General features: G+C 59.6%; 19 protein-coding genes and 1 pseudogene. 11 read left to right on the top strand and 9 right to left on the bottom strand.

The genetic code is table 11. The features are described 5' to 3' along the window. Positions 1-66 precede the first annotated feature (66 nt). The 6 genes from KDX37_RS17095 to KDX37_RS17120 are packed head-to-tail and all read right to left on the bottom strand — an operon-like array spanning position 67 to position 5,617. A complete protein-coding gene (locus KDX37_RS17095; RefSeq protein WP_231653889.1) occupies positions 67-900 on the bottom strand; it encodes a phosphodiesterase in 834 nt (277 codons plus the stop codon). Between the two features lie 24 nt (positions 901-924). After that, positions 925-1,956 carry an ABC transporter ATP-binding protein gene (locus KDX37_RS17100; protein ID WP_231653890.1) on the bottom strand — a complete coding sequence of 344 codons (1,032 nt, stop codon included), beginning with the start codon at positions 1,954-1,956 and terminating at the stop codon, positions 925-927. Beyond that, positions 1,953-2,747 (bottom strand): ABC transporter permease, encoded by a 795-nt coding sequence (locus KDX37_RS17105; protein WP_231653891.1) that lies wholly within the window; start codon positions 2,745-2,747, stop codon positions 1,953-1,955. Before KDX37_RS17105 ends, KDX37_RS17100 begins: the two co-directional genes overlap by 4 nt. Further along, positions 2,744-3,613 carry an ABC transporter permease gene (locus KDX37_RS17110; RefSeq protein ID WP_231653892.1) on the bottom strand — a complete coding sequence of 290 codons (870 nt, stop codon included), beginning with the start codon at positions 3,611-3,613 and terminating at the stop codon, positions 2,744-2,746. The genes KDX37_RS17105 and KDX37_RS17110 overlap by 4 nt, the downstream gene beginning before the upstream one ends. Continuing rightward, positions 3,613-4,614: an ABC transporter substrate-binding protein gene (locus KDX37_RS17115; protein WP_231653893.1), complete on the bottom strand. Its 1,002-nt coding sequence runs from the start codon at positions 4,612-4,614 to the stop codon at positions 3,613-3,615. Before KDX37_RS17115 ends, KDX37_RS17110 begins: the two co-directional genes overlap by 1 nt. Then, positions 4,598-5,617 (bottom strand): LacI family DNA-binding transcriptional regulator, encoded by a 1,020-nt coding sequence (locus KDX37_RS17120; protein WP_231653894.1) that lies wholly within the window; start codon positions 5,615-5,617, stop codon positions 4,598-4,600. Before KDX37_RS17120 ends, KDX37_RS17115 begins: the two co-directional genes overlap by 17 nt. A gap of 194 nt (positions 5,618-5,811) precedes the next feature. On the opposite strand from KDX37_RS17120, the gene KDX37_RS17125 reads away from it, so the two are divergent. After that, a complete protein-coding gene (locus KDX37_RS17125) occupies positions 5,812-6,786 on the top strand; it encodes a serine/threonine protein kinase (protein ID WP_231653895.1) in 975 nt (324 codons plus the stop codon). Between the two features lie 301 nt (positions 6,787-7,087). Further along, complete coding sequence (gene rarD, locus KDX37_RS17130; protein ID WP_231653896.1) at positions 7,088-7,975, top strand: EamA family transporter RarD; 888 nt, start codon at positions 7,088-7,090, stop codon at positions 7,973-7,975. A 216-nt stretch (positions 7,976-8,191) separates the two neighbouring features. On the opposite strand, the gene KDX37_RS17135 is transcribed toward rarD, so the two are convergent. Continuing rightward, positions 8,192-8,710 (bottom strand): glycine cleavage system protein R, encoded by a 519-nt coding sequence (locus KDX37_RS17135; RefSeq protein WP_231653897.1) that lies wholly within the window; start codon positions 8,708-8,710, stop codon positions 8,192-8,194. Between the two features lie 322 nt (positions 8,711-9,032). On the opposite strand from KDX37_RS17135, the gene KDX37_RS17140 reads away from it, so the two are divergent. Further along, positions 9,033-11,210, top strand: a complete 2,178-nt coding sequence (locus KDX37_RS17140) for a malate synthase G (RefSeq protein WP_231653929.1) — start codon at positions 9,033-9,035, stop codon at positions 11,208-11,210. A gap of 129 nt (positions 11,211-11,339) precedes the next feature. On the opposite strand, the gene KDX37_RS17145 is transcribed toward KDX37_RS17140, so the two are convergent. Next, positions 11,340-11,786: a response regulator gene (locus KDX37_RS17145; protein ID WP_231653898.1), complete on the bottom strand. Its 447-nt coding sequence runs from the start codon at positions 11,784-11,786 to the stop codon at positions 11,340-11,342. A gap of 227 nt (positions 11,787-12,013) precedes the next feature. Here KDX37_RS17145 and KDX37_RS17150 point away from each other — a divergent pair, with 227 nt between their 5' ends. The 7 genes from KDX37_RS17150 to KDX37_RS17180 all read left to right on the top strand — a co-directional run bounded on the left by KDX37_RS17150 (position 12,014) and on the right by KDX37_RS17180 (position 18,514). Further along, the gene (locus tag KDX37_RS17150) at positions 12,014-13,948 is read left to right on the top strand and encodes a DUF294 nucleotidyltransferase-like domain-containing protein (protein ID WP_231653930.1); all 1,935 of its coding nucleotides are present in this window, start codon (positions 12,014-12,016) and stop codon (positions 13,946-13,948) included. Between the two features lie 13 nt (positions 13,949-13,961). Next, a complete protein-coding gene (locus KDX37_RS17155) occupies positions 13,962-14,675 on the top strand; it encodes a 3'-5' exonuclease (protein ID WP_231653899.1) in 714 nt (237 codons plus the stop codon). A 183-nt stretch (positions 14,676-14,858) separates the two neighbouring features. Then, positions 14,859-15,377 (top strand): RNA polymerase sigma factor, encoded by a 519-nt coding sequence (locus tag KDX37_RS17160; RefSeq protein WP_231653900.1) that lies wholly within the window; start codon positions 14,859-14,861, stop codon positions 15,375-15,377. After that, positions 15,374-16,372 (top strand): FecR domain-containing protein, encoded by a 999-nt coding sequence (locus KDX37_RS17165; RefSeq protein ID WP_231653901.1) that lies wholly within the window; start codon positions 15,374-15,376, stop codon positions 16,370-16,372. Before KDX37_RS17160 ends, KDX37_RS17165 begins: the two co-directional genes overlap by 4 nt. Positions 16,373-16,492: 120 nt before the next feature. Further along, positions 16,493-17,626: a PepSY-associated TM helix domain-containing protein gene (locus KDX37_RS17170; RefSeq protein ID WP_231653902.1), complete on the top strand. Its 1,134-nt coding sequence runs from the start codon at positions 16,493-16,495 to the stop codon at positions 17,624-17,626. After that, positions 17,623-17,802 carry a hypothetical protein gene (locus KDX37_RS17175; RefSeq protein ID WP_231653903.1) on the top strand — a complete coding sequence of 60 codons (180 nt, stop codon included), beginning with the start codon at positions 17,623-17,625 and terminating at the stop codon, positions 17,800-17,802. Before KDX37_RS17170 ends, KDX37_RS17175 begins: the two co-directional genes overlap by 4 nt. Before the next feature lie 82 nt (positions 17,803-17,884). Then, positions 17,885-18,514 (top strand): glutathione S-transferase family protein, encoded by a 630-nt coding sequence (locus KDX37_RS17180; RefSeq protein ID WP_231653904.1) that lies wholly within the window; start codon positions 17,885-17,887, stop codon positions 18,512-18,514. Between the two features lie 122 nt (positions 18,515-18,636). Here the strand turns inward: KDX37_RS17180 and creD are convergent. After that, positions 18,637-20,002: pseudogene (gene creD / locus KDX37_RS17185) on the bottom strand (cell envelope integrity protein CreD). A 197-nt stretch (positions 20,003-20,199) separates the two neighbouring features. Here creD and KDX37_RS17190 point away from each other — a divergent pair. Next, the gene (locus KDX37_RS17190) at positions 20,200-21,276 is read left to right on the top strand and encodes an RHS repeat-associated core domain-containing protein (RefSeq protein WP_231653905.1); all 1,077 of its coding nucleotides are present in this window, start codon (positions 20,200-20,202) and stop codon (positions 21,274-21,276) included. Positions 21,277-21,281 lie beyond the last annotated feature (5 nt).

The raw sequence follows: 21,281 nt of genomic DNA on the forward strand, positions 1-21,281 counted from the left end.
GAAACTCAGCCCCCTGATCACAACCCCCTGACCAGACCGAAGAGCGGATCAAAAAGCCCCCAACCCTCAGTCAATCAACCCATTCGCGTCATAGAACGGGTACGGTCCTTCATGTTCACCGAACACCGCATTATGGCTCACCAGCCCCTGCTCCGGATGCCAGCGGTGCAGCACATAACCCGCTGGTTCCAGATTGAAATGCGCGGGTGCAGCCTCATCCAGATCCAGCACAATCTGGTGCGAAGTACCGGGGCACACGCACATCACGCTGCCACCAAAGCGCCGCTGCATCGGCCGATGCAAATGCCCGCACAACAACCGCTCAACCTGAGGGTGCCGCGCAATGACCCGCTCGAACGCCGCCGCGTTGATGAACGGCTCTCGGTCCATGTGGCCAATGCCTGTAATGAACGGCGGATGATGCAGAACAATCACCGTCGGCACGTCGGGCCGACGCGAGAGTTGCCCATCGAGCCAGTCCAGTTGGCGGTAATCCATCTGCCCGCCATGTTCGCCGGGGATAGTTGAGTCCAGCCCGATCAACCGTACCGGATGCTGCTCCACCACCCAGTCCATCGGGCCTTGTGCAGATAGCGGCAGGTAAACCTGATCCGCGAACGCAGCCAGCAGGTGTTCACGATCATCATGGTTGCCAGGCACCAGGTAAAACGGCATCTGCAAGCGTTCGAGTTCAGGCTTGAGTACGGCGTATTCGTCGGGATGGCCGAAGTCCACCAGATCGCCACTGACGATTACGACATCGGGACGCTGCTTGCTGGCATTGATATGCGCCACCGCCCGGCGCAACGCACCCAGGGTATCGACGATGCCATAGGTAAGGCGTCCACCGGCTTTCAGGTGCAGATCGCTGATCTGGGCAATAAGAAACGAAGAATTCAAAGGTTTTCTCGACAGGAAACAGCATTACGAATGCAGAGTGAACAACGCTTGCGGCGCAACGCTCAGGCCGATCACCGCGCCAGCGGCATGAACAATGTGGTCAGTGCTGTCGACGAGCAGCGGCTGCGGGCCACCCACATCAACCAGCAGGCGGCTTTGCGCACCCTGGAAGAACTGACCAACCAGACGCCCTTGAAGGTGTCCACGCTCGGGCATCAGGCTCAGGTGTTCCGGGCGGCAATACACGGTGGCCGGTACCGGTGAATCGCTCCATGGCAGCTCGCCGCCGTTGACCTTGAGGCCCGAAGCGGTGCGAGCCACCACAGTGAACGCGTTGAGGTTGCCGACAAACCCGGCCACAAAGGCATTGGCGGGCTGTTGATAGATTTCCCGCGGCGTCGCCAGCTGCGACACACAGCCTTTGTCCATGACCAGAATCCGGTCACCCAACGCCATGGCTTCGCCCTGATCATGGGTCACAAACACCGAGGTGATGCCAAGACCGCGCAGCAGTTGATCCAGCTCGCTGCGCAGACGCTCACGCAGTTGCGCATCCAGTGCGGCCAGCGGCTCGTCCAGCAACAACACACGAGGGCGCGTGGCCAGTGCTCTCGCCAGCGCGACACGCTGGCGTTGCCCGCCGGACAACTCGTGAATGCCTCGCTTGCCATGGCCGCTCAGACTCATCAACTCCAGCAATTCGTCGCAGCGCCGGGTGTGTTCGGCCACCGACAGGCCACGGATCTTCAGGCCATACACGATGTTTCCTGCCACATCCAGATTGGGAAAAAGCGCGTAGTTCTGGAATACCATCCCGACGTCACGCCGCTCGATCGGCAAGCGCGTAACGTCCTGATCGTCAAACAGCACCTGACCAACATCCGGGCGCTCCAGCCCGGCGATCAGCCGCAGCGTGGTGGTTTTGCCACAGCCAGACGGGCCAAGAATAGCCAGCGTTTCACCAGGCTCAATGGTCAGGTGCAAATCCTGTACAGCAACAGTGCCGTCGGCAAATGCCTTGCGGCAGCCCTTAAGGCGAATGGTGGTTCCGCTCATCGGCTCTCTCCACGGGCAAGACGTGCGCTGATGGCCTGCAACGCAATGAGCAGCGGCACGATCAGCAACAGAAAAAGAAGGGTGTAAGCGCTGGCGACTTCCAGCCGCGCCGACGCATAACTGTCAGCCAGACCGACCGGCAGAGTTTTGGTCATCGGGGTGTGCAGCATCCAGGTCAGGTTGAACTCGCCCAGCGACAGGGTCACGACCATCAACACACCGGCAAGAATTCCCGCTCGACAGTTGGGCACCACCACGCTGAAAAATCGTTTGACGGGACCAGCGCCCAGGCTGGCGGCTGCCTCTTCAAGCACCGGCAATTGCTGGCGCTGCATGACCGCCATGACCGGACGAACCAGAAACGGCAGGGTGAACAGCACATGCCCCACCAGGATGAACAACCAACTGCCACGAAAGCTGCCGAACTGCCCATAGGTCAACAGCAATGCCAGCGCGCTGGCCAGACCGGGCATTGCCACCGGCAACACCATCAATTCTTCGAAGGCACGACTGAATCGATTGTTCATGCGTACCAGCGCATACGCCGCCGGGACGCCAATCAGGCAAACGCACAGCGCGCAGGCCACCGCCAATTGCAAAGACAGCCACACAGTCGGTGAATACGCCTGCCAGACCTGGGCCAGCCAGTCGAAGGTCAAGCCACTCGACAAGCCCAGAAAATAATTGCGGGTCAGGCCAGCCAGCAGCGAGAGCACCACCGGGACCAGCATGAATGCGCAGACCAGCAGTGTGAACGCCAGCTGCACGACAAATAATGGGGTGCGTTTCATAGCGCAACTCCCGAGTTTTTCACCATTCGCCGAGCCAGCAACAGCACGGCCCAGGTCACCAACCCGAGGATCACCGACAGCGCTGCGGCCACGGTGAAGTTGGCGTAGTTGGTGAACACGTTGTAGATCGCCACAGGCGTGACGTTGAGTCGGGTGCCCAAGGTGAATGCCGTACCGAATGCGCCCATCGATGTGGCAAAGCAGATCGCCCCGCACGATACGAGCGCTGGCGCGAGGCCAGGCACAATCACATCGCACACCACTCGCCAATGGCCAGCACCAAGGGAATGGGCGGCCTCCTCCAGGCTACGGTCCAGGCTTTCGCACGCGGCCATGACCGTAAGGATCACCCGTGGAATCGAGAAATACAGATAGCCGATGAACAGGCCGATCAGCGAGTAGGCAAAGACCCAGCGCTCGCCTGCCAGCTCAAGCCCCAGCGCAGCAAAAATGCCTTGCCGACCGGCGAGCAGAATCACCAGAAAGCCGACCACCACGCCGGGAAACGCCAGAGGAAAGGTCAGCAAGGCCACCAGCGCTGAACGCCCGAAAAACCGCTGACGGGCAAGGAAGAATCCACTGATGCCGCCCACCAGCAAGGCAGCCAGCGTCACCACCAGCGCCAGCACGCATGTCTGTACCAGGCTGCCCAGATATTGCGCGCTACTCAGAACCTGCCAGTAGCCACTGCCGTTGCCGTCCCGGTCTTGTGCACCGAGCACAATCAGGTGCGCCAACGGCAGCAGCCAGAAAGCCAGCAATACAGCCATCGCCGGAGCAAGCGCCATCGCCGCGGACGGCCGCAAACGCCATCTGAAGAAGCCACCGGATTGCAGAGCAACCGCTTGTCCCAGCGAGGCTGACATTACTTCACCTCTCGCAGATAACGGGCAGCGAATGCTTCCTGCACAGCAGCCATGTGCTGGTAATCCACCACACCGGCGCGAGCGTAATCACTGTCGGGCAAGAACTGGGCAGCCACATCCGCCGGGATGCTCGAACGCACCGGGCGCAGATAAGCCTTGGCCCACAATGCCTGACCGGCATCGGACAGCACATAATCGAGCACTTTTTCAGCGTTGGCGCGATGCGGCGCCTTGCCCACCAGACTCATCACGTAGGGAACGCCAATCGTGCCTTCCTTGGGGATCACAAATGCTACGTTGGCCTTGTCCTTGTAGCGGGCGCGGTAAGCGTTGAAGTCGTAGTCGACCAGAATCGGCAACTCACCCGACAGCACCCGCGCGTAGGCGGTCTGCTTGGGTACGATGGGCGAGTTTTTCGCCAGCTTCTGGAAGTAGTCAATGGCCGGGGCGAAGTTGTCCAGCGTACCGCCCATGGCCTGGTTGATGGCAACGGCCGAGACGTAGCCGACGAAGGCGCTGGACGGGTCGAGATAACCGACCATGCCCTTGTACTCAGGCTTGAGCAGATCGGCCCAGCTCTGTGGTACCGGCAGGCCGCCAAGCGCATCGACGTTGACCATGATGCCCAAGGTACCGGAATGGATGGCAAACCAGTGCCCGGCCGGGTCTTTCAGGCCCGCCGGGATATCTTCCCAATGCTTGGGCTTGTAGGTATCGACCACGCCCGCTTTCTGCGCCTGCAACCCGAACGTCACGCCGTAATACACCACGTCGGCGACCGGAGCGCCCTGCTCGGCCACAATCTGCGCCAGCGCCTGCCCGGAGTTCTTGTTGTCCAACGGCACCTGCACGCCGGTGCTGTCGGCAATCGCCTTGAGCTGCGTTCCCCAGTCAGCCCATTCAGGCGGGCAGTTGTAACAAATGGCGGTTTCGGCGGCCTGGGCGAGGCTGGCCGCACCGCATAACAGCAGTGCAGCCAGGGTTTTACTGAGGCTGAGCATGAAGCATCTCCTGATAGGGCTGGGTGCTTTCGCCGGGCCGGATATGGCACGGCAAACAATGGGAAATCGGTGTGGCGCCGGCAATGCGAGCCAGCAATTGGTCGATGACGGTGCAGGCCAGTTCGGCGATAGGCTGAACCACGCTGCACAGCGTCGGGTGCATCTGGGTGCCAAGGGCAATACCGTCAAACCCGATGACCGATAGGCGCTCGGGCACGCTCCAGTCATGGCGACGCAGCTCTGCGATCAGGCTGATCGCCAGCAGATCGTTGGAGCAGACCAGCGCCGTCGGTGCGTCGGGACCGTGCAATGAAGGCGCAAGTGCGGCGAAGTCGGCACCGGTGTGCGCAGGCATTTCGATAACCGGCAGCGCGTTGAGCCCTCGCTCGGACATGGCGTCGCAATAACCTGCATAACGCAGCCGGGCGCGGTCCGACTGCATCGCAGGCCCGGCGACCATGGCGATGCGGCGATGCCCGGCATCAAGCAGGTAACGCACGGCCAGCGCCATGCCCGCGCGGTTATCCACAGACACAGCGCTGTATTCGGGGTTGCTGGTCTGGTGATAGGCCAGTACGAAAGGCGTGTCCTCGCGAACCAGGCTTTGCAGCACGCGATTGTGTTCGGCGTCGGTGACCGTCAGCACCAGCCCGTCGACCCGCTGACGCAGCAGTTCTTCGACGACGGCGCTTTCGCGTTCGCTGGCGTAATCGGTGGTTGCCAGAAGCAGGTTGTAGCCGCGCGTCCGGGCGGCACGTTCCATGGCCTGAAGCTGTTCAGCAAAGACCGGGTTGAGCAGATTGGGTACCACCACACCGATCAGATTGGTGGTTTGCAGGCGCAGCTGACGCCCCAGCCGATTGGGCCGGAAACCCAGCTCACGGGCTGCGGTGAACACTTGGTCACGGGTGGCAGGCCTCACCAGATCTGGCGTCGCGAAGGCCCGCGCCGCCGTGGCCCGAGAAACCCCGGCCAGGTGTGCAACCGCTTTCAAATCAGTCATTGTCGCTCGCTTGAGATCGATCTCATTGGCGGCGACTCTAGACATCGAACATGGCGATAGCGCGAACAACCCATGACTGTTTGGTGACAGGACGTGCTCAGGCCATATTAAACAGAAGCGGTTTGGCGAACCGGGACCGGTCTGCGTTACCATCACCGGTCCGACGCGGCAACCTGCTGCGCGCAGGAGTAGTCATGGCTCATCCGTTTGCAACACTCACTCCCGATCTGGTCCTCGACGCGGTCGAAAGCATTGGCTTTCTCAGCGACGCTCGTATTCTGGCGCTCAACAGTTACGAAAACCGGGTATATCAGGTCGGTATCGAAGACGGCCAACCGCTGATTGCCAAGTTCTACCGCCCGCAACGCTGGACCAACGAGGCCATCCTCGAAGAACACAGCTTCACCGTCGAGCTGGTTGACGTTGAGGTCCCGGTGGTTGCACCGATGGTGCACAACGGCGAAACGCTGTTCGAGCACGCGGGTTTCCGCTTTACGCTGTTTCCGCGCCGTGGTGGACGTGCGCCAGAGCCAGGCAACCTGGATCAGTTGTACCGACTGGGTCAGTTGCTGGGCCGCATCCATGCCGTGGGCGCCACCAAGCCTTTCGAGCACCGCGAAGCGCTGGGCGTGAAGAATTTCGGTCACGATTCGGTCAATTACCTGCTGCAGAACGACTGCATCCCGCGCAGCCTGTTGCCGGCCTATGAGTCCGTCGCGCGTGACTTGCTCAAGCGTGTCGAAGATGTCTATGCCGCAACCCCGCACACCAACATTCGCATGCATGGCGACTGCCACCCCGGCAACATGATGTGCCGCGACGAGATGTTCCACATAGTCGATCTGGACGATTGCCGCCTGGGCCCTGCCGTGCAGGACATCTGGATGATGCTGGCGGGTGATCGCCAGGAAAGGCTGGGCCAGCTGTCAGAGTTGATGGACGGCTATAACGAATTTCACGATTTTGACCCACGCGAACTGGCGTTGATCGAACCGCTGCGCGCATTGCGCCTGATGCACTACAGCGCCTGGCTGGCAAGACGCTGGGATGACCCGGCATTTCCGCACAGCTTTCCGTGGTTTGGCACTGAGCGGTATTGGGGTGACCACATTCTCGCACTGCGTGAGCAGATGTCGGCGCTGAATGAGGAGCCGTTGAAGCTGTTCTGATTACACATTGAAGGAGCAGGTCGCGGGGTGACCAGTTGATCACAAAGATGAAGAACAACCGGTACATTTGCACTGGATGTCACGGTCCTTTCGTCAGCAAGCTGACCTCCACGAAGTTCTGCAGATATCTCGCCCCTGTGAAGATATCTCACCCTTGTGAGAGTGAGCCGGGAGGCGTTCCGTTTGCACAAGAAGGCTGACTGTCAGGCTGCTGCATCCATGACATAACACCCGCAACACCGACACCCAGCAACACTGACTATTACAAGAACTGGATATTTCCGCTTTTAAGGGACGACCCATGCAAGCTGCCAATCCGCGTCGCGGATATATTCTGGGCCTCAGTGCTTACGCCATATGGGGCCTGTTCCCCATTTATTTCAAAGCCATTTCCGCAGTGCCGGCCATCGAGATCATCATCCATCGTGTGCTCTGGTCAGCGCTGTTCGGCTCCATCGTACTGATGTTCTGGAAACACCCCGGCTGGTGGCGCGACCTGCGCAACAACCCGCAGCGGCTGGCGGTGCTGGCGCTGAGTGGTTCGCTGATCGCGGCGAACTGGATCGTGTATGTCTGGGCGGTCAATAACGGGCGCATGCTGGAAGCCAGCCTGGGCTACTACATCAACCCGCTGGTCAACGTGCTGCTCGGCATGCTGTTACTGGGCGAACGGCTGAGACGCCTGCAATGGCTGGCAGTGGTGCTCGCCGCAACAGGTGTGGCGCAACAGGTCTGGCAGGTCGGCAGCCTGCCCTGGGTGTCGCTGGTACTGCCATTGACCTTCGGTTTCTACGGTCTGATCCGCAAGAAAGCGCCCGTGGCCGCCCTGCCCGGCCTGGTGGTGGAAACCTGGATGCTGGTGCCACTGGCGTTGATCTGGCTGGCGCTCAACCCGATGGCACTCAGCGCACAGCCCGAGTTCTGGACCACCAGCCAGGCCATCTGGCTGGCAGCCGCCGGGCCGGTCACGCTGGTTCCGCTGGTGTGCTTCAACGCGGCAGCCCGTCACTTGCCATTCACCACGCTGGGCTTTCTGCAGTATCTGGCCCCGACCCTGGTGCTGCTGCTCGCCGTGTTGTTCTATGACGAGCACTTGAGCACCAGCACCATCATCACCTTCGCGTGCATCTGGGCCGGACTTGCGATTTACAGCATCGACATCTGGCTGAACATGCGCCGCCGCAACTGATCAAAAAAAATACAGAACCCTGCAGGCCACGTAATCTGTGGCCTGCAAAGGGTTCTCCAAGGCTTATCCACAGGCAGACTTACCTTATCTGTGCACAAGCCCTTGAAACTGCTCGTTTTTTAATCAAAACCCGCAACCCCGCGTCCCTACTGACCTGCGAGGCGATTCCCCCAGCTTATCCACAGGCAGGCACAGGATAAACGTGGATAACCGCATTCAGGCCTCGGTACGCAGTACCAATTCAACCATCAGGTCATCTGCCAGCGTTTCCAGCCTGGCTTGCAAGTCATCCAGTGAAAGGCCCAGCGGTACACCCAGCACAGCGTCGGCATGGAAAAGCAGTTCGCTGCTCATGGGTGCAGGCGAGACATCGGTAATCAGCCGCTCGACGTTGACGCCCTGCTCAGCCAGCAAGCGGGTGATGTCGCGTACGATGCCGGGCCGGTCGTTGCCGACCAATTCCATGCTGATGGGCTTGGTCGCTCCTGTGGTTTCCAACACGCTTTCAGCCAGCAACATACGAATGCCATGAGTCGAGAGGCCATTGAGCGCATTGATCAGGTCGTCGTATTGTTCTGGCTCGACGCCGACCTTGAGGATCCCGGCAAACTGCCCGGCCATGCGCGACATGCGGCTCTCCAGCCAGTTACCGCCATGGTCGGCAATGCATTGAGCAATGCGCTCGACAAGGCCTGGTTTGTCAGGGGCAACCAGCGTGACAACGAGATGATCCACGGGCAATTCCTCTAGTGTTGAAAACGGGATAAGCGCCAAAGCGTATCGCCAGAGTATAGGCACAGTTCAGTTGCGGACCTCGCACCGCAAATCGTGTACCGTTTGGTGCGGCATGCGGAACAATCCGTGATCGGTTTGACAACAGATCCCGAAAAACGTGACTTGAAAAGAGAATCCGGTCGCTTAATGACATATTCAGCGACGTTTTCACGCGGACGCTGCTCATGTAGTATTCCGCAGCGCGCACTACATAACATCAAGATCAATAACAGAGCGCTCCTTGAGTGAGCTCGACCCTGCTGAGCAGAGTGAGGCAAGTGCAATGACCGAGTACGTTCAAGTCGGTGACCTGCGGGTCGCCAAAGTCCTGTTCGACTTCGTGCAAGACGAAGCCACCCCTGGAACCGGCCTTGATGCCGCAACCTTCTGGGCCGGTGCGGACACACTGATTCACGACCTTGCTCCCAAAAACAAGGCACTGCTCGCAAAGCGTGATGACTTGCAGGCGAAAATCGACGCCTGGCACCAGTCCACTGCCGGACAGGCTCACGACGCCTCGGCTTATAAGGCATTCCTTCAGGACATCGGCTATCTGCTGCCAGAAGCGGCAGAGTTTCAGATCACCACGCAGAACGTGGACGAAGAAATCGCCACCATGGCTGGCCCGCAACTGGTCGTGCCGGTCATGAATGCCCGCTTCGCACTCAACGCATCCAACGCACGCTGGGGTTCGCTTTACGATGCGCTCTACGGTACCGATGCCATCAGCGATGACGGCGGCGCTGAAAAGGGCAAGGGTTACAACAAGGTGCGTGGCGCCAAGGTGATCGCCTTCGCCCGCGCGTTCCTTGATCAGGCTGCGCCGCTGGCAGCCGGCTCGCATGTTGATTCGACCGCTTACAAGCTGATCGACGGCAAACTGGTCATCAGTCTCAAGGGCGGCAGCAACACGGGGCTGAAAGACGACACACAACTGATCGGTGTACAGGGCGATGCCTCGGCACCGTTCGCCATCCTGCTCAAGCACAACGGCCTGCATTTCGAGATTCAGATCGATGCGTCCAGCCCGGTCGGCCAGACTGATCTGGCCGGCGTGAAAGACATCCTGATGGAAGCGGCGCTGACCACCATCATGGACTGCGAAGACTCCATCGCCGCCGTCGACGCTGATGACAAGGTCGTGGTCTACCGCAACTGGCTGGGGCTGATGAAGGGCGATCTGGCCGAGTCAGTCTCCAAGGGCGGAGAAACCTTCACTCGCACCATGAACCCGGACCGGGTCTACACCACCCCACAAGGCGGTGAGGTGACCCTGCACGGCCGGTCGTTGCTGTTCATCCGCAACGTCGGTCACCTGATGACCATCGACGCGATCCTCGACAAGCACGGCAACGAAGTTCCGGAAGGTATTCTCGACGGCCTGCTGACCAGCCTGGCGGCCATTCATAACCTCAAGGGCAATACCTCGCGCAGTAACAGCCGGCAGGGTTCGATGTACATCGTCAAACCGAAGATGCACGGGCCGGAAGAAGCCGCGTTCACCAACGAGCTGTTCGGGCGTATCGAACAGGTGCTGGGCTTGCCGACCCACACATTGAAAGTCGGCATCATGGACGAAGAGCGTCGTACCACCGTCAACCTCAAGGCCTGTATCCAGGCAGCGAGCGAACGTGTGGTGTTCATCAACACCGGCTTCCTCGACCGTACAGGCGATGAGATCCACACCTCGATGGAAGCAGGTCCGGTCGTACGCAAAGCGCAAATGAAAGCCGAAAAGTGGATTTCGGCCTATGAAAACTCCAACGTGGACATCGGTTTGAAGTGTGGCCTGCAAGGGCGTGCGCAGATCGGTAAAGGCATGTGGGCCATGCCGGATCTGATGGCCGCCATGCTGGAGCAGAAAGTCGCCCATCCACTGGCAGGCGCCAACACTGCCTGGGTACCTTCGCCAACGGCGGCTGCACTGCACGCTTTGCACTATCACAAGGTTGACGTGTTTGCTCGTCAGGCCGAGCTGGCACAGCGCGAGCCTGCTTCGGTGGATGACATTCTCACCATTCCGCTTGCACCCAACACTGACTGGACGCCGGAAGAGATCCAGAACGAACTGGACAACAATGCCCAAGGCATTCTTGGCTACGTGGTGCGCTGGATCGATCAGGGCGTAGGTTGCTCGAAAGTACCGGACATCAACGATATTGGCCTGATGGAAGACCGTGCGACGCTGCGTATTTCCAGCCAGCACATGGCCAACTGGCTGCGCCACGGCGTGGTCAACGAGGCTCAGGTGCTGGAGAGTCTCAAGCGCATGGCGCCAGTTGTCGACCGCCAGAACGCCAACGACCCGCTCTATCGCCCGCTGGCTCCGGATTTCGACAACAACATTGCCTTTCAGGCGGCTGTTGAGCTGGTCATCGAGGGCACTCGGCAGCCCAACGGCTACACCGAACCCGTGCTGCACCGTCGTCGCCGCGAGTACAAGGCAAAAAACCCGCTGTGATGCTGATCAAGGCTGCAGTCAGGTGCGTTTGAACGCGCCTGACTGGATAAACTGAAGAATGGACCTGACGGGCAGACATGCTCGCTCAGGTCTTTTTTTGCCCGGATGGCGCTGTCGATATTTCGAGGGTCAGTTCAGGCCCAGCTCACGTTTCACCAGCTTGACCAACTGCCTGGTATTGAGCGGTTTGAGCAGGAAGTCCACCACGCTCAGATGCATGGCGTCGATCGCATCGCGCACGTTGGCATCGCCCGACACAATGATGATCGGCAACTCGGCACGGTCCGACTCGCGGACCTGGCGGATCAGGTCCAGACCGTCACTCGGTGCCATTCGCAGATCGGTGATCAGAAGGCCGATAGACTGACGACTCTCCAACAGTTCCATGGCGCTTTCCGCACCCGGCGCGGTCATGCAGTTGATGTCATTGAGGCTGAGAATTTCGGCCAGCAGCTCGCGCGCGTCATCATCGTCATCGACGATCAGGACCCGTTGCGGGGTATCGCAGTTCGACTCGAGCATGACCTCATTGAGGGCGCTGCGCTCTTCGTCGCTTAATATGTCGTGATCAATCATCGCAATCTCATCGTTCCCTGAACTCATCCGACCGCAGATTTTCGAAAATCCGCAATGTATTTCGTCGGCTTCCTCGCCGCTGGTCAATCGCGGTCCGGCGCGTTGGTCAAATCAGTTCTGTCACAACAACCGGCGGCATGATGCACAGGCGTAAGACTTACGTCCAATGGGCACTGTGCAGCAAGCGGCCGACCATGGGCACCAATAACAAGAACGCGGTACAGGTCATGAGCAGAGCAGATGCTTTCACACAGGCAGGCAAGACGGCAATACTGCAGAACATCCACGGCACCATGCAGTTCCTGCAAAAATTCCCGCCATTCAACCAGATGGAAAACGCCCATCTGGCGTATCTGGTGGAGCAGTGCCAGCTCAGGTTTTATGCCGCCGATGAAAGCATCATCAAACCAGGCGACGGGCCAGTCGAGCACTTTTATATCGTTAAACAGGGTCGAGTGGTAGGTGAGCGCCCTCATTCCGCCAAAGGGGGTACCGAAACCACGTTTGAAATCACAACCGGCGAGTGCTTTCCTCTGGCAGCCCTGCTGGGTGAACGGGCAACCCGCACCGAGCATCTGGCAGCCGAGGACACCTTCTGCCTGCAACTGAACAAGCAGGCGTTCATCAAACTGTTTGCGCTGTCTACCACCTTCCGCGACTTCGCCCTGCGCGGGGTCAGCAGCCTGCTTGATCAAGTCAACCATCAGGTCCAGCAGCGTGCAGCCGAAACCCTGGGCACTCAGTATTCACTGAACACCCGCCTGGGCGAGCTGGCGATGCGTCACCCGGTGATGTGCAGCCCCGAAACCCCGATGCGCGAAGCCGTAAAGCTGATGCATGAGCAGCAGGTGGGCAGCATTGTGATTGTTGACGAGCAACAGGCGCCGCTGGGCATTTTCACACTGCGCGACCTGCGTGAGGCCGTTGCTGACGTGCACGCCGACTTCAGCGCACCGGTGCGCCTGACCATGAGCCTGGCACCCTTTCACCTGAGCCCGGACGCCAGCGCATTCGATGCAGCCATCGCCATGACCGGTCGCCATATTGCGCACGTCTGCCTGGTCAAGGACGGCCGACTGTGTGGCGTGGTGTCCGAGCGCGACCTGTTCTCGTTGCAACGGGTCGACCTGGTGCACCTGGCGCGAACCATCCGCAACGCACCGCGCATTGAAGCACTGACCAGCCTGCGGGGCGATATCGTGCAACTGGTCGACCGTATGCTGGCTCACGGCGCGTCCTCGACCCAGATTACCCAGATCATCACCCTGCTCAACGATCACACCGTTTGCAGGGTGATCGAACTGACCCTTGAAGAACACGGCGAACCCGGCGTGCCGTTCAGTTGGCTGTGCTTTGGCAGTGAAGGACGACGCGAACAGACGCTGCACACCGATCAGGACAACGGCATCCTTTTCGAGGCACGCGACGCAGCAGAAGCCGCTCAAATCCGTGCCCTGCTGCTGCCCATCGCCGAGCGCATCAACCAGAGTCTGGCGCAGTGCGGGTTCACCCTGTGCAAAGGCAACATCATGGCCAGCAACCCGGAGCTGTGCCTGTCGCGCGCCGAGTGGTCCCGACGCTTTGCGGCGTTCATCCGCGAGGCGACGCCCGAAAACCTGCTGGCCTCAAGCATCTATTTTGACCTGCGTGTGGTGTGGGGCGATGAAAGCGGCGGCGAGCAACTGCGGCGTGGCATTGTTGAGCAGGTCTCGGACAACCGCCTGTTCCAGCGCATGCTGGCTGAAAACGCGCTGCGCCAACGCCCCCCGGTGGGCCGTTTCAAAGACTTTGTGCTGGCCCGCAAAGGCAGCGAAAAAGACACCCTGGACCTCAAGACCGAGGGGCTGACGCCATTTGTGGATGGCGCTCGCCTGTTGGCGCTGGCCAACGGTATTGGCGCCAACAACACCATCGAGCGCCTGCGCCAGTTGATCGAGCGCGAAGTCATCGACCCGCTGGATGGCGCGGCATATGAAGAGGCTTATCACTTCATCCAGCAGGCCCGCATGCAGCAGCATCAGTTGCAGAGCCGACAGAACCTGCCGTACTCGAACCGGATCGACCCGGACACGCTCAACCATCTGGACCGTCGCATCCTGCGCGAGTCATTCCGTCAGGCTCAGCGTCTGCAAACCAGCCTGACCCTGCGTTATCAACTATGACGATTGATCTGCCATGAATCTCTTCGAATGGCTGCGGCCACGCCCAAAAAGGACTCCGCTGGAGGCTCATCAACTGGAGCGAATCCAGCGACTGCCAAACTGCGTAAAACTCAGCGATGCACCGCTGCGTCAACAGCGCTGGGTGGTGCTCGATCTGGAAACCAGCGGGCTGAACATGAACCGCGATCAGGTGCTGTCCATCGGCGCGGTCGTGATTGAAGACGGCGCGATTGATCTCGGCCAGCAATTCGAACGCACGCTTTTGCGGGTTGATCACAAGATCAGCCCAGCCGTGTTGATTCATGGTCTGGCACCCAGCGCCATTGCGGCCGGCAGCGAGCCGGTCGACGCCTTGCTGGACTTCATGGAGTTTGCAGGCGACAGCCCGATCCTTGGTTTCCACGCACCATTCGACCAGCACATGCTGTCGCGGGCGCTCAAGGAAAGCCTGGATTACAGGTTGCTGCATCCATTCTTCGATGCAGCGGAAATCGCACCCATGCTTTGCGAGCAGGCCAATCTGCGCCACGCAGGGCTGGACGACTGGACACAATTCTTCGGTCTGCACGCCGAAGAACGGCACAACGCCAGCGCCGACGCTCTGGTGACCGCCGAGCTGGCGCTTATTCTGTTCAGCCACGCCCGCCGCCAACAGATCGACAGCCCCTTGCGGCTGGAGGAATGCCTGGGCCAATGGCGCCGACGCAAACAATCGCATTCGTTCTGAAGCGCCCGACCTCTGAGATCCGCCCGTGGTCAGCTTGCTGACGAAGGGGCCGGTATGCCTTGCACCGCTCATCCAGTTGGCGATCTGCCTGCTTCCGACAAGCGCCAATTGCCACTACCTCTCGCGCCTGTCACAATCGCGAATGATTCTCTTTAGTCAGATCTTTCTCAACCGAGGCCATTCGTGTCGTCAGTCCCGAGCACTCATAGCGAGATCGTTGGTGCGCTGTATCGCGATCATCGCGGCTGGCTGCTGGCCTGGCTGCGGCGCAATGTTGCCTGCCCGCAACGCGCTCAGGACCTCAGCCAGGACACGTTCGTGCGCTTGCTGGGGCGCGATGAGCTTCAGTCGCCGCGCGAGCCTCGGGCGTTTTTGGCGACTATCGCCAAAGGGTTGATGTTCGACTACTTCCGGCGGGCAGCGCTGGAGCAAGCCTACGTCAGCGAACTCATGCTGATCCCTGAAGCCGAGCAACCTTCGCCCGAAGAACAATTGCTGATCCTGGAAGACCTGAAAGCCATCGACCGCATGCTCGGCACACTGTCGAGCAAGGCGCGGGCGGCCTTTCTTTACAATCGGCTGGAAGGGCTGAGCCACGGCGAGATTGCCGAACGCCTGGGCGTTTCGGTGTCGCGCGTTCGGCAATACCTGGCTCAGGCCATGCGCCAGTGCTACGTAGCACTCTACGGCGAACCGACATGAACACCAGCCCGGTATCTGCTCGCGTATTGGACGCTGCCATTACGTGGCAACTGAACCTGGACAGCACCAATGGCAACGATGCCCAGCGTGCCGAGTTTGCCCAATGGCTGGCTGCGGATGAGGAACATGCCCGGGCCTGGAGCCAACTGGGCATGGTCAATCAACGCTTCGCACTCCCGGCAGGCCCGGCACGCAAAGCCTTGCAGCAATCACCCGGCACCCTGCGCCGCAAGGTACGCAAATTCGGCAGCGGCCTGGCCGGGCTGCTTCTTGCCTGTGGCCTGACGTTGTTTCTGAGCGAGCGCTATCTGCCTCTGGATTACTGGCTGGCCGATCAACGCACCGCCACCGGCGAGCAACGTGACGTGAGGCTGGCAGACGGCACGCTGATCCGTCTCAATACGCACAGTGCGATCGATTTGCGCTTCGATGCAACACAACGGCGAGTCATCCTGCAGGACGGCGAGATACTGGTACAAACCGGTAATCACGATGACCCGCGACCCTTCATTGTCGAAACCACGGACGGCACGATGCGCGCACTGGGTACGCGTTTCCTGGTCAAGCGCGAGCCCGAAGGGACACTGTTGAGCGTGCTGCAATCGGCAGTCGCCGCCCATGCCCGCAACACAACACCTGAGCAAATCCTGCGCGAGGGCCAGCAGATTCGCCTGACCCGCGAAGGGCTAGGCCTCTTGCTCGCAATGCCCACGGGCGCCGACGCCTGGACACGCGGCATGCTGGTGGTGGACAACGCACGCCTGGCGGACATGCTGGCAGAGCTGGGCCGTTATCGCGTAGGGCACCTGGGGGTCGACCCCAAGGTGGCAGACTTGCGCATTACGGGCAGTTTTCCGCTGAACAACACCGACCTGGCGCTCAAGGCTTTGCTGCCAACCCTGCCGGTGCAGATCAACCAACACACGCAATGGTGGGTCACGGTACTGGCCAGGGACGAAACGGGCTCGTCCACATCCACGTCAGTAAAACCCTGAAACATAGCCGGCAGCTCCGGTCTGGACCTTCTCTGACACTTTTCCACTTTCATACGGCTTAGCTTTTATACGTCATTCGGGGACCCGGCAGCGCTCGACCCCTTCGCCTCTGGATTTACCATGAAAAGCCAAACCGTGCGTCGCTGGTCCATCGTTCATACCTGGAGCAGCCTGATATGCACCCTGTTCCTGTTGATGTTGGCCATCACTGGCCTGCCATTGATCTTCCACCATGAAATTGACCACCTGTTGGGTGATGCCCCGCACTACCGGGACATGCCCGCTGACACGCCGCACCTGAATCTGGAGCAACTGGCGAAGGCTGCAGAAGCGCATCGTCCCGGTGAGGTGATGCAGTATTTCGGCTGGGATGACGAAGACCCCAATGGCGTGATGGCCATCACGGCGGCAACGGCCGGAACCGAACCCAACTCGTCCCACACCTTCGCGCTGGATGCGCGTACTGGCGAAGCGCTGGAAATGCCTTCGGCCAACGGCGGTTTCATGATGGTCATGCTGCGCCTGCACGTGGACATGTATGCCGAATTGCCAGGCAAGCTGCTGTTGGCGTTCATGGGACTGCTGTTTGTGGTGGCAATTGTTTCCGGCACCGTGCTGTACTCGCCGTTCATGCGCAAGCTCGAATTCGGCACCGTACGGGTCAAAAAATCCACCCGCACACGCTGGCTCGACCTGCATAACCTGATTGGCGTGGTGACGCTTACCTGGGCGCTGGTGGTTGGGGTAACGGGTGTGATCAGCGCTTGCGCCGATCTCCTGATTGCGTCGTGGCGCAGCGACACGCTGGCAGCCATGATCGCGCCCTATCGCGACGCACCGCCGCTGACGCAACGCGCACCCGCGACCCGCCTGCTGGAAATCGCCGAATCCGCCGCGCCTGGCATGCAGGCCGACTTTATCGCCTTCCCGGGGACGCGTTTTTCCAGCGAGCACCATTACGCCGTATTCCTCAAGGGTAATACCCACCTGACTGCGCACCTGGCGACGCCGGTGCTCATCGATGCCCGGACTCTGCAAGTCACCGCAGTGGTCGAGCGCCCCTGGTACATGGATGCGCTGGGCATGTCACAACCGCTGCATTTCGGTGACTACGGCGGCATGCCGATGAAGATTCTGTGGGCAGCGCTGGATGTGTTGACCATCATCCTGCTCGGCAGCGGTGTGTATTTGTGGTGGGTCAGGCGCCGCGCCGCGCGGACGCTGAACGTCGTCCAGACACAGGTGGCGAAATGAGCACCAGACCCTCACGTTTCTGGAAGACGTTCGCCATCCCGTCGGCCATTGCGGCGCTTACGGCGACCGGTCTGTTTGCCGCATTGCTGGGCGACGGCTGGTGGGACACGCTGGCATGGGCAGGCATGGGCATCGCCGCAGGCTTGAGCGTAAAGGGACTGCTGGCGCGACGTTGATGAGTCCCACTGCCAGCAAGGCAGATTGCGCACCTGCCGTACGCTGACTAGTCTATGGGCCTGTCTCATTCGAGGATCACCCATGTCAGCGCCCACCATGACGTTGTACTTCAATCCGGCCTCCCCCTTCGCCCGCAAGGTGGTTGTACTGCTGCATGAAACCGGTCAACTGGAGCGTGTGCAGCTGCAGTCGACCGTGTTGACCCCGATAAGCCCGTCCCTGGAGCTGAATGACGACAACCCGGCAGGCAAGCTCCCGGCCTTGCGATTGGCCGACGGCAATGTGATCCACGACAGTCGGGTCATTCTCGACTACCTGGACCACCAGCATGTCGGCAGCCCGCTGATCCCTCGCGAAGGTTCCGCACGCTGGAGACGCCTGACTCTCGCCTCCCTCGCTGACGCACTGCTGGATGCAGCGCTGCTGATCCGCTACGAAACCGTCCTGCGTCCTGCGGAAAAACACTGGGACCTGTGGCTCGACAACCAACAAAAAAAGATCGAGCGCAGCCTGAGTTATTTCGAGCGGGACGCCATCACTGAACTCAGTTCCTCGTTCGATGTAGCGTCCATCAGCGTCGCGGCCGCGTTGGGTTATCTCGACTTTCGGCAACCTGACCTGCGCTGGCGCAACACCTATCCGCGCCTGGCCAGTTGGTATCTGGAAGTCAGCCAGCGGCCTTCGATGCTGGCGACCCAACCGGAGGTCTGAGCGATGCGCGCCTGCTCATGTTCTGCCGCGGTCTGGTTGCACACGGCGGCGAAGGGAGCAGGCTGACAACGCTGTCGATCAGGCGCTGCGCCATCAACCGCTCCTCACGGAGCACGGCCCGGTCATTCATGAGCCGGCTCCTGAGCGCGCTCGGCAGGCTTGACCGGGCGGCTTGATGCAAGGCTGTACCAATCCAGCCTGCGGGTCAGAACCATAAACACACTCAACAGACCGAACAACAGCAGCGCGCCCATCAACAGTGCGTAGTCTTCTGCGCTCAACAGGCCGTACAGCAAGCCATACAGCGCACTCAAGCCTGCGGCAAAACTTATCCCGTGACGCACACTGCCCAGCACATGGCTGACGTAAAAGCCGATCAGGCAGACGCAGGCACTGGCCGACACGATGTACGCAACAGCAAAGCCCAGGTGCTCGGACAACGACAGCAGCATCAGGTAAAACAAGGCCAGCGCAGCACCTACCAACGCGTACTGGACCGGGTGCACCGCCATGTTCTTCAGCACTTCGAACAGGAAGAAGCCTGCAAAGGTCAGCGCGATAAACAGCAGCGCGTATTTGATCGCCCGATCGCTCTTGAGGTACTGATCCACTGGATCGACGAAACTCACCCCGAAACTGCGACTCTTGAAGTCTTCGCAGGCCTGCGCTGTCAGGCATCGGCTGAGTGCATCTTCCAGATTGGTAGAAAAGAACGAGGCCTGCCATGCGGCACTGAAGCCCTTATCGGTGATCTCGCGCTGGGTCGGCAGGTAATTTCGGGGGCGGCCAGTCGGCTGCCAACTGCACGTTGCTGGTCTTGCCGACTGGCGTGATCTCGAACTGCCCGGTGCCCTGCAGCGTCAGGTCGAATGCAAATTCCAGCGTGGTTTCCTGCCGACTGTCTAACATAGGCAAGTTGGCACTCACCCCTTCACCCAGCCAATCGAGCCGCGAACCCGGCACAAAGTCCATGGCCTGCCCGTTGAGTTGCAGTTTCAGCGCGTTCTCGATGCCGCGAATATCGCTGATGCCCAACGACAGAAACGGCTTGTCGAACTGGTAATCGGCAAAGTCATCGGTCACGCCCAATTGTTCGGGCAGCACGAAGTGACCGCTGACGTGATTTTCAGCGTGATACAGCCGCGCTTCGTAGATACCCCGCGAGCGCCGCTCGGTCTGCACCTTGCCATCAAGCTCGAAACGCTCCGGCAGAAAATACAGATACCCCCGTTGCTCAGCAGTCTCCAGATAGCGCTCATTGGTCTGCGCGTTGGTTTTCCAGAGGCGCACATTCTTGCGATACGGCACAACGAGGATCGGCCCGGTCAGGCGTTGACTGAAGCTGGAACTGCGGGCGATATCGTCAAGTACCCCGTCACGCTGCAACTGCCGATCCGTGATCAGGCTGCCGATCATCAACAATGGAATCAGCAACAGAATAATCAGCAACGCAATGGTGCCCAGTTTTACAGCCAGATTTCGGTTCATGGGGCTCTCCCTGTTTTTCGATGGAGAGAGTCTGGAATGGGCATGTGTAGGCAGGATGGGCGTTGTGTGGTAGGTGCTTGAGCACGAGTCATGCCTGGCGGCAGGCGTGACGCTACCTGATGGTTCTACTAGCTGGAGGACCTGAGCAGACTCACACAGACTAGGACCAATGACCGCTCAGAATCGAGAAAAAGTCCATGGCATGCGGATTGTCTGTTTTGCAGTGTCGTTATCAATACGACGCATTGGATCGCCTGGCCAGAAACGCTCGCGACGGGCAGGCCGGCATGGGGGTTTTCTATCAGAGAAATCGCTTGGCTACGCAGATTCAAGGGAATGCGGGTTATACGCTGTTCCAGACGCACAGGCTGGTACTGGCCCAACAAAACCAGATCGACGACAGCGTCGATTGCGTATCCCTTTTGATCGACCAGCAGGGTTCGATCATTGCAATGCCTGAGCAATCGTTCACCTATACACCCTACGGCGTGCGTCATCCAGTGGCCGACTCGATGAACCTGCCCGGCTTCAATGGCGAACGGGCGGACCCAGTGACCGGGCATTACCCGATGGGCAATGGTTATCGGTCATTCAATCCGGTGTTGATGAGGTTCAACAGCCCGGATAGCTTGAGCCCATTTGGTCAAGGAGGATTGAATGCTTACGCGTACTGCCTGGGAGATCCGGTCAATCGCAATGATCCGACGGGGCATGTGCCAGTCCTGAATGGAATTCAGGGGGCTGTTTCACGATTATTTGGTGCCTTGCGTAAAGCCCCTCAACGCGCTCGACAGGTAATCTTCGGCCCCAAAAAACTACGCTTATCCAATCACAGAGATCTATCGGGCGTTGCTCTTTACGACCGGATCAAGACAAATGGCAAGAAGGAATTACTCATTAATGCCCACGGCGCTCGCCCTTCGAACAGCGACGGTTCGTTCATCTATCTGGACAAAAAGCCGATAGCTGCCGACGCGTTTTATAACGAACTCAGACGCAGTAATGTGGCGTTGGAAAAATATGAGAGCATTCGAACCGTTGTCTGTTACTCAGGCGATGGCAAAGTTCCATTCGGGGAAACCCTATCTTCCATTACAGGTTTACCCGTCAAAAGTTACAAAGGCGGAGTCACTGCATCCTTCGTTAGGGACAATAGTACTGTGCGGGGGCTAAGACCCTCATATATTGAAAAAACCGATCCTTATGAGAAAGGCACTGAGAGCAGCAGAAAATTTACCTATGAGCCTGTCTGGTATGGACGTCCAGACAGATAAACTAA

The sequence above is a fragment of the Pseudomonas californiensis genome (genome assembly GCF_021147775.1).
Lineage (GTDB): Bacteria > Pseudomonadota > Gammaproteobacteria > Pseudomonadales > Pseudomonadaceae > Aquipseudomonas > Aquipseudomonas californiensis.

What these genes read in the sequence shown, in the direction of transcription:
- KDX37_RS17100 (WP_231653890.1), bottom strand. Translation starts at nt 1,956, where the DNA reads ATGAGCGGAACCACCATTCGCCTTAAGGGCTGCCGCAAGGCATTTGCC.
- KDX37_RS17105 (WP_231653891.1), bottom strand. Translation starts at nt 2,747, where the DNA reads ATGAAACGCACCCCATTATTTGTCGTGCAGCTGGCGTTCACACTGCTG.
- KDX37_RS17110 (WP_231653892.1), bottom strand. Translation starts at nt 3,613, where the DNA reads ATGTCAGCCTCGCTGGGACAAGCGGTTGCTCTGCAATCCGGTGGCTTC.
- KDX37_RS17115 (WP_231653893.1), bottom strand. Translation starts at nt 4,614, where the DNA reads ATGCTCAGCCTCAGTAAAACCCTGGCTGCACTGCTGTTATGCGGTGCG.
- KDX37_RS17120 (WP_231653894.1), bottom strand. Translation starts at nt 5,617, where the DNA reads ATGACTGATTTGAAAGCGGTTGCACACCTGGCCGGGGTTTCTCGGGCC.
- KDX37_RS17125 (WP_231653895.1), top strand. Translation starts at nt 5,812, where the DNA reads ATGGCTCATCCGTTTGCAACACTCACTCCCGATCTGGTCCTCGACGCG.
- rarD (WP_231653896.1), top strand. Translation starts at nt 7,088, where the DNA reads ATGCAAGCTGCCAATCCGCGTCGCGGATATATTCTGGGCCTCAGTGCT.
- KDX37_RS17140 (WP_231653929.1), top strand. Translation starts at nt 9,033, where the DNA reads ATGACCGAGTACGTTCAAGTCGGTGACCTGCGGGTCGCCAAAGTCCTG.
- KDX37_RS17145 (WP_231653898.1), bottom strand. Translation starts at nt 11,786, where the DNA reads ATGATTGATCACGACATATTAAGCGACGAAGAGCGCAGCGCCCTCAAT.
- KDX37_RS17150 (WP_231653930.1), top strand. Translation starts at nt 12,014, where the DNA reads ATGAGCAGAGCAGATGCTTTCACACAGGCAGGCAAGACGGCAATACTG.
- KDX37_RS17155 (WP_231653899.1), top strand. Translation starts at nt 13,962, where the DNA reads ATGAATCTCTTCGAATGGCTGCGGCCACGCCCAAAAAGGACTCCGCTG.
- KDX37_RS17165 (WP_231653901.1), top strand. Translation starts at nt 15,374, where the DNA reads ATGAACACCAGCCCGGTATCTGCTCGCGTATTGGACGCTGCCATTACG.
- KDX37_RS17170 (WP_231653902.1), top strand. Translation starts at nt 16,493, where the DNA reads ATGAAAAGCCAAACCGTGCGTCGCTGGTCCATCGTTCATACCTGGAGC.
- KDX37_RS17175 (WP_231653903.1), top strand. Translation starts at nt 17,623, where the DNA reads ATGAGCACCAGACCCTCACGTTTCTGGAAGACGTTCGCCATCCCGTCG.
- KDX37_RS17180 (WP_231653904.1), top strand. Translation starts at nt 17,885, where the DNA reads ATGTCAGCGCCCACCATGACGTTGTACTTCAATCCGGCCTCCCCCTTC.
- KDX37_RS17190 (WP_231653905.1), top strand. Translation starts at nt 20,200, where the DNA reads ATGGCATGCGGATTGTCTGTTTTGCAGTGTCGTTATCAATACGACGCA.